Origin of the sequence: Streptomyces sp. NPDC002870 (assembly GCF_042888505.1) — a bacterium.
GTDB lineage: Bacteria > Actinomycetota > Actinomycetes > Streptomycetales > Streptomycetaceae > Streptomyces.
The window spans coordinates 1-13,095 of the sequence record NZ_JBIAPW010000064.1 but is presented as its reverse complement, the minus strand read 5'-3'; the positions used below and the strand labels follow the sequence as shown (position 1 = coordinate 13,095).

Annotated in this window: 9 protein-coding genes and 5 pseudogenes; 12 read left to right on the top strand and 2 right to left on the bottom strand. The window is 69.8% G+C overall.

What is annotated here, in order from left to right:
• Window positions 1-177 precede the first annotated feature (177 nt).
• From ACFYWY_RS37510 to ACFYWY_RS37455, 12 genes and pseudogenes are all read left to right on the top strand, one after another.
• The gene (locus ACFYWY_RS37510) at window positions 178-456 is read left to right on the top strand and encodes a hypothetical protein (RefSeq protein WP_389195770.1); all 279 of its coding nucleotides are present in this window, start codon (window positions 178-180) and stop codon (window positions 454-456) included.
• Between the two features lie 691 nt (window positions 457-1,147).
• A complete protein-coding gene (locus tag ACFYWY_RS37505; protein WP_215097441.1) occupies window positions 1,148-2,833 on the top strand; it encodes a ribonuclease J in 1,686 nt (561 codons plus the stop codon).
• 103 nt (window positions 2,834-2,936) lie between these two features.
• Complete coding sequence (locus tag ACFYWY_RS37500) at window positions 2,937-3,665, top strand: spermidine synthase (RefSeq protein WP_389195767.1); 729 nt, start codon at window positions 2,937-2,939, stop codon at window positions 3,663-3,665.
• A 395-nt stretch (window positions 3,666-4,060) separates the two neighbouring features.
• Window positions 4,061-4,928, top strand: a pseudogene (locus ACFYWY_RS37495) (DNA cytosine methyltransferase); the annotation flags it as partial.
• On the top strand, window positions 4,928-6,058 hold the full coding sequence (locus ACFYWY_RS37490) for a DnaB-like helicase N-terminal domain-containing protein (protein WP_389195764.1): 1,131 nt from the start codon (window positions 4,928-4,930) through the stop codon (window positions 6,056-6,058). The pseudogene ACFYWY_RS37495 and the gene ACFYWY_RS37490, both read left to right, overlap by 1 nt.
• 606 nt (window positions 6,059-6,664) lie before the next feature.
• Window positions 6,665-7,429: a DUF317 domain-containing protein gene (locus ACFYWY_RS37485; protein WP_389195761.1), complete on the top strand. Its 765-nt coding sequence runs from the start codon at window positions 6,665-6,667 to the stop codon at window positions 7,427-7,429.
• A gap of 347 nt (window positions 7,430-7,776) precedes the next feature.
• Window positions 7,777-7,938 (top strand): annotated as a pseudogene (locus tag ACFYWY_RS37480) (Lrp/AsnC family transcriptional regulator); the annotation flags it as partial.
• Window positions 7,939-7,996: 58 nt separating this feature from the next.
• Window positions 7,997-8,644 carry an ABC transporter permease gene (locus tag ACFYWY_RS37475; RefSeq protein ID WP_108154090.1) on the top strand — a complete coding sequence of 216 codons (648 nt, stop codon included), beginning with the start codon at window positions 7,997-7,999 and terminating at the stop codon, window positions 8,642-8,644.
• A complete protein-coding gene (locus ACFYWY_RS37470; protein WP_389195757.1) occupies window positions 8,637-9,932 on the top strand; it encodes an ABC transporter ATP-binding protein in 1,296 nt (431 codons plus the stop codon). The genes ACFYWY_RS37475 and ACFYWY_RS37470 overlap by 8 nt, the downstream gene beginning before the upstream one ends.
• Before the next feature lie 98 nt (window positions 9,933-10,030).
• The gene (locus ACFYWY_RS37465) at window positions 10,031-10,798 is read left to right on the top strand and encodes an ABC transporter permease (protein WP_307666114.1); all 768 of its coding nucleotides are present in this window, start codon (window positions 10,031-10,033) and stop codon (window positions 10,796-10,798) included.
• Complete coding sequence (locus ACFYWY_RS37460) at window positions 10,798-11,787, top strand: glycine betaine ABC transporter substrate-binding protein (RefSeq protein WP_389195753.1); 990 nt, start codon at window positions 10,798-10,800, stop codon at window positions 11,785-11,787. Before ACFYWY_RS37465 ends, ACFYWY_RS37460 begins: the two co-directional genes overlap by 1 nt.
• A gap of 128 nt (window positions 11,788-11,915) precedes the next feature.
• Window positions 11,916-12,201, top strand: a pseudogene (locus tag ACFYWY_RS37455) (HAD-IA family hydrolase); the annotation flags it as partial.
• Here ACFYWY_RS37455 and ACFYWY_RS37450 read toward each other — a convergent pair.
• Together ACFYWY_RS37450 and ACFYWY_RS37445 are read right to left on the bottom strand one after the other, a co-directional pair.
• Window positions 12,159-12,383: pseudogene (locus ACFYWY_RS37450) on the bottom strand (xanthine dehydrogenase family protein molybdopterin-binding subunit); the annotation flags it as partial. The pseudogenes ACFYWY_RS37455 and ACFYWY_RS37450 overlap by 43 nt on opposite strands.
• Window positions 12,384-12,749: 366 nt before the next feature.
• Window positions 12,750-12,996: pseudogene (locus ACFYWY_RS37445) on the bottom strand (transposase); the annotation flags it as partial.
• Window positions 12,997-13,095: the final 99 nt, after the last annotated feature.

The following is a 13,095-nucleotide window of genomic DNA, read 5'->3' as shown; positions in this document are numbered from 1 at the left end:
TAACTCACCCCGGAGCCGTTCCACCTCCCCAAGCCTCATACCTTCACCATGCCCCCGACCAGCCAAGATCGGCAGACCTCACGAAGCACTACTAGACGTTCACTTCACTAGTGCGAAGCGCGGCGTTGGACCACCCCCTACAACTCCCTCCTCGCGGAGGGTGAAGGACATCGCGTCGTGACGGGCGAAGAACTGCGGGAAAGACTGGCGTGGGGGCGGCAGAAACTCGAAGAGATGGGCGTCTTCCAGGCCCCGGAGGGACTCCGCTGGGCAGCCGCCCACGGGATCGTGCTGTTCGTGTGGCGCAGCGGCCCGATCGAGGACGCGCACGCTTCTCCGCCAGGCAAGCGGCGCAACCTGCACGACGGTGCGATGTTCGCCCGCAACACATGGCTGACCCGACAAGCCTTCGACGCCTTGGGAAGCACTGAACCTTCCGCCTGCTGGAGCTCGTAGATCTGATCTTGGACCGCGAGGCAATCTGGCCGGGATGCGACGGGACGTTGACGGACTTCGGCTGGGGGTTCCTGGGCGAGATCAAGAAGCACGTCAAGAGGCGTATCGACACACTGATGCACTTCGAAAAACAGCTGCCTCACGACGACTTCCTGATCTTCCTGGCCACCCCTCAGCTCGGAACCCATGACGACCACTTCGGCATGCCGAGATGGCCGGCCTGCGTGAAAGCGGCGATCGGTCGCCTGCGCGGCGAGGACGAGGAGTTCTTCCGTAAGCGCGGCGAACTGATGAAGCGCATCGGGCAGGCGCCGGACGCGGTCAGCTCAGATTTGGAGACGACGGAGAAGGCTCTGCTGAACGCTCCCTGGGAACTGGGCGGAAGGCGGCCACCCCGGCGCGATCTCGGCCCACTTCCTGCACGGCGCCGACGGCAGCCGCGTCCTGCTGTACACCGAGTGGACCAGCGTCGAGGCGCACCAGGAAGCCGCCGAGGCCGGTCATCACGACAAGGGGCACGAGATCTTCTCCAGCACACCCGGGGTGCGGCCCACCGGCGGCGGGGGCTACCACCTTCACCGCTCCCTGTCTCTCCCCCGGCCATGACCGAGGCACCCGGCAGCGCACCGCGCGTCGCATCCACCGTGCAGGCAGTGGATCAGCACGGCACACTCTTCGATAACGTGAGGGTATGAGCCATCCGCACCCAGAACTCAAAGCCGCCCCGCCGCTGCCTGACGGAGGACTGAGGGTCACCGCCCTGGGCGGCCTGGGCGAAATCGGCCGGAACATGACCGTCTTCGAGCATGCCGGCAAGCTGCTGATCGTGGACTGCGGTGTGCTGTTCCCGGAGGAGAACCAGCCCGGCGTGGACGTGATCCTGCCCGACTTCACCTCCATCCGGGACCGCCTCGACGACATCGTCGCCGTCGTCCTCACGCACGGCCACGAAGACCACATCGGCGGCGTGCCCTATCTGCTGCGGGAGCGGGCGGACATCCCCGTCGTCGGCTCCAAGCTCACCCTCGCCTTCATCGAGGCCAAGCTCAAGGAGCACGGGATCAGGCCCCGCACGGTGCGCGTGCGCGAGGGCGACCGGCGCGGCTTCGGCCCCTTCGACTGCGAGTTCGTAGCCGTCAACCACTCCATCCCGGACGGCCTCGCGGTGGCCCTGCGCACCGGAGCCGGGATGGTGCTGCACACCGGTGACTTCAAGATGGACCAGTTCCCCCTGGACGACCGCATCACCGATCTGCGCGCCTTCGCCCGCCTCGGCGAGGAGGGCGTGGACCTGTTCCTCACCGACTCCACCAATGCCGAGGTCCCCGGCTTTACCACCTCCGAACGCGAACTGAACCCCGCGATCGAACAGGTGATGCGCACCGCACCGCGGCGGGTCATCGTCTCCAGCTTCGCCAGCCACGTGCACCGCATCCAGCAAGTCCTGGACGCCGCCCACCAGCACGGCCGCAAGGTGGCCTTCGTGGGCCGCTCCATGGTCCGCAACATGGGCATCGCCCGCGACCTGGGCTACCTCAAGGTCCCGCCCAACCTGGTCGTGAACGCCAAGGAGTTGGAGAAGCTCCCCGACCACCAGATCACCCTGGTGTGCACCGGATCCCAGGGCGAACCGATGGCCGCCCTGTCCCGGATGGCCAACCGCGACCACGCGATCCGCGTCGGCAAGGGCGACACCGTCCTGCTCGCCAGTTCCCTCATCCCCGGCAACGAGAACGCCATCTACCGGGTGATCAACGGCCTGACCCGGTGGGGCGCCAACGTCGTCCACAAGGGCAACGCAAAGGTGCACGTCTCCGGCCACGCCAGCGCCGGCGAACTCGTCTACTGCTACAACATCGTCCGACCCCGCAACGTCATGCCCGTGCACGGCGAGTTCCGTCACCTGCGGGCCAACGCCGACCTCGCCATCCGCACCGGTGTCGACCCCGACCGGGTCGTCATCGCCGAGGACGGTGTCGTCGTCGACCTCGTCGACGGCCGCGCCTCCATCACCGGCAAAGTGCCCGCGGGCAACGTCTACGTGGACGGCATGGAAGTCGGCGGCGCCACCGAAGCGTCCCTCAAGGACCGGGTCACCCTCGCCCAGGAGGGCGTCATCACGGTCGTGGCCATCGTCGACGCCGACACCGGCGGGCTGGCCGAGGCCCCCGACTTCCTGGCTCGCGGCTTCGTCCACGACGACACCACCTTCGAGCCGGTCATCCCCGTCATCGAGAAAACGCTGGCCACCGCCGCCCAGGAAGGCGTCGGCGACGCCCACCAGCTCGAACAACTCATCGCCCGCGCCGTGGCCAACTGGGCCTTCCGCGCCCACCGCCGCAGGCCGCTGATCATCCCCGTCATCATCGACGCCTGACCGGGCCGCCGCCCCAACTCCCCGCTCCCACACCGGGGCGGAGCATGCGTCGCCACGCCAGCAACAGCCCCCGTGCATCCACGAACGTCAGAAAGGTGAACGGATGAGCCTGCGCTTGGAGGAGATCGACTGGCAACCGACACCGATCGGCGAGATCAGTCTGCGCCGACGCCGCCACCCGGTCTCGGGAGACGACGTGTACGAGGTGAAACTCGGCGACGAGTTCCTGATGTCCAGCCTCTTCACCACCGGCGAGATCGCGCTCGCCGAACTCGCCCTGGCGAAACTGCCGGACACCGAACTGGACGTAGCCGTCGGCGGACTCGGACTCGGCTACACCGCCCAGACTGCCCTGGACGACCCCCGGGTGCGCTCGCTGACCGTGATCGACGCCCTCGCCGAAGTCATCGACTGGCACCAACGGCACCTGGTGCCCCTCGGAGCCCGGCTCACGTCGGACGACCGCTGCCGCCTGGTCCACGGCGACTTCTTCGCGCTGGCCGCCGACCCCCGCGGTCTGGACCCCGAGGAGCCGGGCCGTCGCTTCCACGCCATCCTGCTGGACGTCGACCACTCACCGCGCCATGTGCTCCACCCGCGCCACGCGGCGCTCTACCAGCCCGCCGGGCTCCGCGCTCTCGCCGCTCACCTCCACCCCGACGGGGTGTTCGCCCTGTGGTCCAACGACCCGCCTGACGACCGGTTCACCTCCGCACTCACCGAAGTCTTCGTACGAGCAGCGGCCCATGTCGTCGACTTCGACAACCCCCTGCAAGGCGGCACCTCGACCAACACCGTCTACCTGGCCGGCAAGGCACCGAACACGCCGTAGGAGGAACTCGGCAGGCGATGCGGCTGCCGTTCACGTAAGGCAGAACACGGCTCGCCTCGTCGGTGGCCAGGTCCTCTGCGAGCAGGGCCTCGATCGCCGGGTTTTGGTCGTCGTCGCCATCGTGTCGCTCGCCCTGCCACACAGCCAAGAGGAACCCGTTAGGCGGGGATCGTCGCCGTCTGCGCGAACTGGGTCAGGTCTAGTACTCCAGTTGCGTTTCTCCATTTGTCCTGGTCAGCGTGCCTGTTTCGAGTCTAGTGGGCTGACGCTGTATCAGGGCGGTGGTGGTTCGTGACCCACCCGATCGGGGTGCGTGCGGCGTTGGTAGTGGCAGTGGCGGGCGACGGCTTGATGGCGTCGGCGCCAGTGCGACCAGTGGAGCCGGTGTCCGGGCCGCGGTAGAGGAAGTCCCCGACGTCCTGCCGCTCTGGCGCCAGTACGCCGCGATCCTGCGTCGCTGGGGCTTCTCGGTATGGGCCGGGATCCTGAACGCGGCCGACTACGGCGTCCCCCACACGAGACGGCGGGCGATCCTCATCGCCTCCCGCAACCGCACCGCCGAACCTCCCCCTCCCACGCACGCCAGGGCCGCCGAGCCCGAGACGCTGTTCGGGCCGGGCCGCGAGCGGTGGATGTCCATGGCCGAGGCCCTCGGCTGGGGTGCCACAGACCGCCCCGTTCCCACCGTGTGCGCCGGCGGCGGGCCCGGCGGAGGCCCCGAACCCTTCCCCTCCGGCTCCCGCAAGGCGCTGACCGACGCCCGCGACCGCGGCACCTGGAAGCAGCACCCGCCCTGCCCGGACGTCGTCCTCAAGTCCCGCCGCGAGGGATCTGGTTGGGCCGAGCGGCACGGTACCCGCGAAAACCGCCAAGCCGACGGCCCCGCCCCCACGTTCACAGCCGAGGCCCACCGCTGGTCCTGGTCGCTGCGCAGCAACAACCAGGTCAACGCCACCGTCCGTTCCATCGAGGAGCCGGCCGGGACGCTGTTCTTCGGCCACCGCGCCAACGAGTGCGTCTGGGTCGTCGAACCCGCGGACGGAGAGCCCCAGGAGGAGAGTCCGGCGCCGGAGTCGATCCGGATCACCGCGGCTGAGGCCGGCCTGCTGCAGACCTTCCCCGCCGACTATCCGTGGGCCGGGCAACACGGGCCAGCAGTTCTCCCAGATCGGCAACGCGGTCCCGCCCCGCTTGGCCGCCCATCTGCTGGCCCCGCACCTCGGCAAGGCCCTCGGACCCGACGACTTCACCCTGGCGGCCTGATGCCCCGCACCCCCGAGTCGTATGAGGACGTCGACCTGGACGACGCCCCGCCCCTGCAGCCGGTGCACTACGCCGAGCAGGCCCTGCTCGGCGCGCTCCTCCTCGACCCGCACCGGCTGGAGACCATCACCACCCTCGAGCCCGGCCACTTCGGCAACCCTGCCCACGGCGCCCTGTTCGCCGCGATGCGCACCGGGCCGGCGCCCGACCCCGAACTGCACATCAAGGACCCGGCCTGGCTGAACACCGTCCTCGACGCGGCACGGCCCGAGGCCCCCGGCCTGAACGCCTCCTACCTGCACACCCTGATCCAGGTCTGTCCCTGGCCCCAGCACGCCGCCACGTATGCGCGGATGATCCGGGCCGATCACGCCCGCCGGATGCTGCGCATGCACGCCGAGAGCCTCGCTCAGACGGCCGCCGACGCCACCCTGCCGAACCCGGCCGTCGCCGTCATCGCGCAGGTCGACACGCTGACCCGGTATCTGGAAGACCTGGCCGGCCAGTTCGCCCCGCACCCCGGCTCCCTGCCCCGCACCCCGCTGCTTCCGCCGCCACCCCGGGACACGGACGAGGAGGCCCTGGACGAGGAGCGGCTGCTGCTGGCGTCGGCGACCGCCCACCCGAACGAACTGAAGACAATGCGGTGGCTGGAGGCCGACGACTTCGCCCTGCCCCTGCACGGCCAGCTGTTCCTGTGCCTGACCTCCCTCGCGCACCGCGGCGATCCGGTCGATGCAATCACCGTGCTGTGGGAGGCGCAGCACCGAGGGCTGCTCACCACAGACGTCGCACCGGCCGACCTGATGGCTCTCGTCTCCACGCCGGTCGGCTCACCCGAGCACTGGGGCGAGCGCATCCTCCACCGTGCCCTGCTCCGCCAGGCACACGCCGTCGCCGGGCGGATCGAGACGTTCACCGACGACCCGGCCAACACCCCGCACCAACTGATCACCGGCAGCCGCCGCGCGCTGGCCGACCTCACCGCCCTGCGGGCCCGCTGGCAGCGCACCGCACCCCAACCACCTTCGACGGCCAGACCCCGTGCGCCCCGCACACCGGTTAGCTCCCGCGCCGGACCCCTTCCTCGGGCCGCCGCTCCCGCCACGGCGGCCCGAGCCACCCGATAACCACCCCACCGCCGGTCCGGCTGGCACCTCGCCGGCCGGGCCCGCGAATCGAGCACCCCTGCCCCACCCCGCCACCGACGCCCACGTCCACCTCGCCCGGCACACCGAGCATCTCGACGCCGCCCACGATCACCGGCTCCGGCACGTACAGCGCACGCGCACTGCTGAGCATCAACGGCTTCCGCCCGACCGGCGAGCAAGCGATGATCCTGGCCCGCATCAATCACGAGGAGCCCTACTACGCCGACCAGGCCGCCCGCGCTGCGCCAGGAGGGCGTCACCGTCGACGTCGACCCCGGCCTGCAGGAAGACATCGACACTGAGTGGACCTGGGCCAACTACGCCATGCACTGGCTGAACCGCGACGAGATTCGCGAGGTTTCAGCCAAGGCCCAGAAGATCCACGATGACATCGTCTCGGGCCGCCTCACCATCCACCGGCGCTGCGAGACCTGCGACAGGTCTCCCTCATTTACGACACTCCCGGCGATGCCCTGGCCGAATTCGAGCGCCTCCACGCCGACGCCGTCCGTCCGGTCCCACACCGGAAACCGACATCGAGCGTCGCGCCGCCCGCACCTCGCCGCCGCAACCACAGGAGCCACGTTGACCACCACACCCGACGCACCGCTCCAGCCCACACAGCCGGAGCGGGAAGTCGTCCCCGTGTACGCCGCCGACCCCGGCGACCACGAGTCACTGCTGAACAGCTTCCTCGAATCTCAGGGAGCGTGGGAGAAGTACCGCACCTGGGACGACAACACCACGATCGCCAACCACGAATCACTCACCCTGCGTGCCGAGTTCGTCCACGAAGCCGGTCCTCGCGACACCAACTGGACCATTGCCGCCTACGCATCACCTGTCGGCGAGCGTCTCTGGCATGCCACCGCCACAGCCAGCACGCCCGTCGCGATACTGCACGCCCTCCTCGATACCCTGGCTTCCGACTCCGCCCGCGGTATTGACCTGAGCGACAGCGTGAGCGAACCGACCATCGCCCACGCCACAAGCCCCCTCACAGACGCCGGCTGGAAGCAGACGGTCGGTCGTTGGATCAACTGGAGCCCGCCCAACGAGGAGGCCGCCGGCGTCCAGTTCGACGCCTTCGCCGCCCACACACGCGGCAGTACCCTCCCGACCTGGGTGATCTGGGGCGGCAACGTCTTCCACCAGGCCGCCTGGTCCCTGCAGTTCTCCCCTTACACGCCCGTAGGGCTGCTGCAGGACGTCACCTTCGAACTCGCCGAAGGTCAAGGAACCCGCCACGTGCCCGCCACTACACGCTCCGAAGCGCGGCTGTCCGCCCAACCACCCGCTCCCGCCCAGCCGCCGCGCCTCCCCCCAACTCAGCCCAACCGCAAGCGGTGAATCAACCTTCCGCGCACAACCCCCAAGACGGCCATGGCAGGTAGTCCGAGCCCATCACCGACTCACGCTCTCTGCGTGGCAATGAATGGAGCAGCGGCGGTGCCTGCCCCAGCACCCTGGCCCGCTCCGAACCGTCCCCCACCTTCGGCGTCGCCGCCCCCTTTGAATTCACTGAACTGCGCACAGAGCCCTGAAAATCCCCACAGCTGCTCTTACTCCCCCACCACCGGGGAGAGTCGTGTCGGATGCCCGGGTGGGTCAGCGGTTGGCGAGCAGTGCGAGTTTGCTGAGCCGGTGATGCGGCTCCCGTCGGGCGCGGCCCAAGTACTCCTCGCCGCTGGCGGGGTGGTGACATGCTGTGCCGTTTGGTGGGACGCTCGAATGCCGACTGCAGCGCGTGATCGACCGGATGGTGGGATTCGATGGCATCGTGCGGGCCTCGACGGCGATCACGCTGGAGAAATCCGGTGCCGCTCCGGATTACTCCACTGGTGCGCCAGGCGTCGCGGCAGGCGCCGTATGGACCGCTGACCGCTGGAGGACCGGCCTTGAGGGAGGGACCGAGAAGTGAGCTTCTGGGAGTACCTGGGCACCCGCTACCAGCAGCTGCTGGTGGACGCCTATCAGCATGCCAGCGCCGTCTTCCAGTGCATGGTCGTCGCCACGGTGCTCGGGGTCTTGATCGGCGTCCTCACGTACCGCACCGAGTGGGCGGGAAACCTGGCGATCACCACGACCGCAAGCATCCTCACCGTCCCCTCCCTGGCTCTCCTCGGCCTGCTCGTCCCGGTCGTCGGCCTCGGCGTCGCGCCGACCGTCATCGCGCTGACGCTGTACGGACTGCTGCCCGTGGTCCGTAACGCGGTCGTCGGGTTGCGCGGAGTCGACCCGGCCCTCGTCGAGGCCGCCAAGGGCATGGGGATGTCACGGTTCGCCCAGCTGCTCAGGGTCGAACTGCCCCTCGCCTGGCCGCCGATCCTCACCGGTGTCCGGGTGTCGACCCAGATGCTGATGGGCATCGCGGCGATCGCGGCCTTCGCCTCGGGGCCCGGGCTCGGCAACCAGATCTTCCGTGGGATCTCCAGCCTGGGCAGTGCGAACGCGCTCAACGAAGTACTGTCGGGGACGCTCGGAATCGTCGTCCTGGCCCTGCTGTTCGACGCCGGGTACGTGCTGATCGGACGGCTCACCATCTCACGGGGGATCCGTGGCTGACTCTGCCGAAATCGTCGAACCGACCTCCCCGACGTCCGGCGCCGCAGGCCCCGGCGGGTCCGCCCGATCCGCCGGGCCCGACCGGCCGGCCGCCGCCGGCGCGAGTATCCGGCTGGACAACCTCACCAAGCGCTATCCGGACAGCCGAGCCCCGGCCGTGGAGGACGTGACCCTGGACGTCGCGGCCGGCGAAACCGTGATCCTTGTGGGGCCCTCGGGCTGCGGCAAGAGCACCACCCTCAAGATGATCAACCGGCTGATCGAGCCGACCTCGGGACGGATCACCATCGGCGGCGAGGACGTCACCGGCATCAACCCCGTGGCGCTCCGCCGCACCATCGGCTACGCCATCCAGGCCACGGGCCTCTTCCCGCACATGACCGTCGCCGAGAACATCGCGCTCGTACCGAAGATGGCCGGCTGGCCCCGCGCGAAGGTGCGGGACCGGGTCGAGGAGATGCTCGAACTGGTCGGGCTGGATCCCGGGGAGTTCCGCGGCCGCTATCCGCGCCGGCTCTCCGGCGGCCAGCAGCAGCGGGTCGGGGTGGCGCGGGCGCTGGCGGCCGACCCGCCCGTGCTGCTGATGGACGAGCCGTTCGGGGCCGTCGACCCCATCACCCGCGAGCGCCTGCAGGACCAACTCATCCGGTTGCAGCGCGAGTTACGCAAGACGATCGTCTTCGTCACGCACGACTTCGACGAGGCCATCAAGGTCGGCGACCGGATCGCGGTGCTGCGCGACCGGTCGCAGATCGCCCAGTTCGACACTCCGGAAGCGATCCTGGCCAGTCCGGCGGACGACTTCGTCGCCGGTTTCGTGGGCGCGGGAGCCGGGGTGAAGCGGCTGCACCTCAAGCGCGTACGGGAGGTGGAGCTCGGCGACGTCCCGACCGCCACCGTCGACGACCCGCTCGAGACCGCCCTGCACCTGCTGGACGCGGGCTCCGCCTCCGCCGACCACCTGCTGCTACTGGACCGGGAGCGGCGCCCGCACTCCTGGCTGCGACGCGAGGACCTGACGCGCGCCCGGAGTGCGCAACCCGCCGGAGAGCCGCTGCCGTTGTCGGCGGGCACCCCCGTACGGAGCCGAATCGGGGTGGACATGACGCTGCGGGACGCGCTGGAGGCGCTGCTGGCCGACGGTGCGGGCCGCGTCGCGGTCACGGGACAGGACGGCGCGTACGCCGGCGTGGTGGACATGTCGACACTGCTGAACGCGATGCACGGGGCGCGGGGCGAGCGGGGAGCCGAGGAGGCTCGGCCGACCGGCCGGGGTGAGCCCGCGTGAGCCGGAGCGAGGTCGGTGTCGGGGCCGGTGGTGGAGCCGCTCCCGAGGCCGGTTACGGGTCCTCGGGGCCGGCTCCAGGGCCAGGGCATGACGAGCCCGTGACCCGGCTCGCCGCACTGGATCGGGTCCCGCCCCGTATCACCTGGCAGAAGCTGGTGACGCTGCCGGCCTTCGTCGCGGTCGTCCTCGGCGCCACCGCGCTGTATCTCCGCACCACCGAGCTGGACTCGATCGCCAGGAACGCCCTCGCAGACGGCGCCGTGCGCACCGCACTCCTCCAGCAGACCGAACTCGTCGCGATCTCGACCTTCTTCGTGCTCATCATCGCGATCCCGCTGGGCATCGCGCTGACGCGCGGGGTCCTGCGCCGGGCCGCCCCGCCGTTCGTCGCGGCGGCCAACATCGGCCAGGCGACCCCGGCCCTTGGCCTGCTGGCGCTGCTGGTGATCTGGCTCGGCATCGGCCAACGAGCCGCCTTGGTCGGCATCGTGGCATTCGCGGTGCTGCCGGTGCTGAGCAACACCGTGGCCGGACTGAGGGCCACCGACCCGGCACTCGTGGAGGCGGCGCGCGGCATCGGGATGTCGCCGCTGCTGGTTCTGTTCCGGGTCGAACTGCCCCTGGCCGTACCGCTGATCCTGGCGGGCGTACGGACCGCGCTCGTGCTGAACGTCGGCACCGCGACGCTGGCCACCTTCGGCGGCGGAGGAGGACTCGGGGACCTGATCTCCTCCGGCATCACCAACCAGCGCATGCCGGTGCTGGTGCTCGGCTCCGTACTGACGGTCGCCATGGCGCTGATCGTGGACTGGCTGGGGATGCTCGTCGAGTTGCTGCTGCGCCCACGCGGCCTGGAGGTGGACTGATGCGCCTGACCCGGGTACGGACGGCCGTCGCGGGCGCGGGCGCCCTGCTGCTCGCCGCCGCAGGGCTGAGCGGCTGCGGACTGACCAGCGGCAGCCCGCTGGCCGACTCGGTGCAGCCCGGCTCCATCGGGAAGGGGCGACCGCTGGAGGGCGCCCAACTGACCGTGACCTCCAAGGAGTTCACCGAGCAGATCATCCTGGGCCACATCATGGGGCTGGCCTTCAAAGCGGCCGGCGCGGAAGTCCTGGACCGGACGAACATCCAGGGCTCGATCGGTGCCCGCGAGGCGGTCAAGTCCGGTGCGGCGGACGGGATGTACGAGTACACGGGCACGGCCTGGATCACCTACCTCGGTCACACCAAGCCGGTCGTCGACCCGTACGAGCAGTGGGAGGCCGTACGCGACGAGGACCGCCGCAACGGCATCACCTGGCTGCCCGCCGCCGCGCTCAACAACACCTACGCGCTGGTCGCGAACCGGGCGAATGCGCAGAAGTACCGGCTGCGCACCCTCTCCGACGTGGCACGTCTGACGAAGGAGGACCCGGGCGCGGCGACGATCTGCGGCGGAAGCGAGTTCTCGGTGCGCGAGGACGGCCTGCCGGGCGTGGCGAAGACGTACGGATTCGCCCTCCGGCGCGGGAACTTCAAAAAGATGGACGACGGCGTCGTCTACACCCAGGTCGCCAAGGGCGCGGCCTGCACCCTCGGCGTGGCGGCCACCACCGACGGCCGCATTCCGGAACTCGAGCTGAAGGTGCTGGAGGATGACCGGCACTTCTTCCCCAACTACAACGCGGCACCCGAGATGAACAGCGCCACGATGAGAAAGTACCCCGCCATCGCCGACGTCCTCGCCCCGATCACCAAGCGGCTGACGGGGGCGGAGGCCCAGCGGCTGAACGCGCGGGTGGACGTGGACGGGGAGGACCCGCACGAGGTGGCAAAGGACTGGCTGGTGCGGGAGGGCTTCATCCGGGAGGGCTGACAAGCGGCTTCGCCCCAGGCTTGAGCTCCATCACAACCGGCTCACCGCCCCCGAAGAGATCACGGCACGACGGTGCACGTCGGCCCGGTCGTCCGGCAGCCACTTGGTGACGATGCCGGCGAGCATCTGCCCAGTCCCGGGATACCGTCTCGGCCGACGAGGTCGCGCACGGCAAGCCCGCGCCGGACGTCTTCCTGGAGGCGGCGCGCCGCCTGGGACTGTCCGCGGCCGGCTGCGTGGTCCTGGAGGACCACGCCCCAGGCGCCGCCGCTGCACACGCGGCCGGGATGCGCTGCGATCCCGTACGTCGCCGCACAGGCCGACGACCCGGCGTTCGCCACCGCGGGGCTGCTGCTGCGCGGCGGCCAGGACGAATTCACGGCCCAGGCCGCGTGGCCGGCTCCGGAGGGGTAGGTGGCCGCCGCCGTTCCGGTCCCGAGCAGCCAGCGCCCCTCACGGCGCAGGCCGGGGCGCGGATCCCGGTCCGCCCAGCCGAACCTGCGGGCGCCCTCCTCGAAGCAGGCCAGCACATTGCGGCTGCTGAACGGCAGCCCTGACACGGGACCCGTCTCGGGCTCGTTGCGTACGCGCAGCGCCCGGGCCCGGCCAGTGACTCATCCACCTAAAACCACCGATGCCAGTGGTGGAAGCTATCGTTCCGCTTCGTGACGATCACCGATGCGGAGCCCGCGCTCGACTGGACCCAACTCGGCCGCGCCTTCTCAGCCTCCTTCGCCGAATTCGACGCCGACAACCTCCTCCACCGAGACGAGCCCCCCGCACGAGCCCCCGAACCCGAACCGTCCATCGTGGACGCCGAGGAACCCGCGGACACTGAAGAGGCACGCGCACATTGGCTGACGCCTGTCGCCAATATGCGGGATTGGTTCCCACACGAGGCGGCCAACCTCACTCCATGGGTAGCCAAGAACCTCCATCGCATCACACAGGCGGCCCGGATCGAAGGTCTTCGGTCGGCCGCCTTTGTACTTCGGGTAGAGGGACTCGAAGCCGTCGGCGTTGAAGTTGTGGATCACGTCCCGGACCCGGTCCGCGCTGGTGAACGTCACCTCGGCGATCTTCGCCACGGTCATGCCCTGCGCGGACAGCAGCACCATCTGGGCCCGCCGCCAGGTCCACTACCGACCCCGTGCCGCGCCGGATGATCCGCAGCCGTCGTCTGCCCTCGTCGTCATCGATCTCGCGCACGCGTACTAGCTACTTGCCCCTGAAGAAGTCGGGGCTGCCGGCGGTGTGACGCGTTGGGGAGAGCTGGTGGAGCCATCGGTTGGCCGGGACAGTTGACGT

Excerpts from the sequence above, each read along its gene's own strand:
- ACFYWY_RS37505 (WP_215097441.1), top strand. The coding sequence starts at position 1,148 with ATGAGCCATCCGCACCCAGAACTCAAAGCCGCCCCGCCGCTGCCTGAC.
- ACFYWY_RS37500 (WP_389195767.1), top strand. The coding sequence starts at position 2,937 with ATGAGCCTGCGCTTGGAGGAGATCGACTGGCAACCGACACCGATCGGC.
- ACFYWY_RS37460 (WP_389195753.1), top strand. The coding sequence starts at position 10,798 with ATGCGCCTGACCCGGGTACGGACGGCCGTCGCGGGCGCGGGCGCCCTG.
- ACFYWY_RS37490 (WP_389195764.1), top strand. The coding sequence starts at position 4,928 with ATGCCCCGCACCCCCGAGTCGTATGAGGACGTCGACCTGGACGACGCC.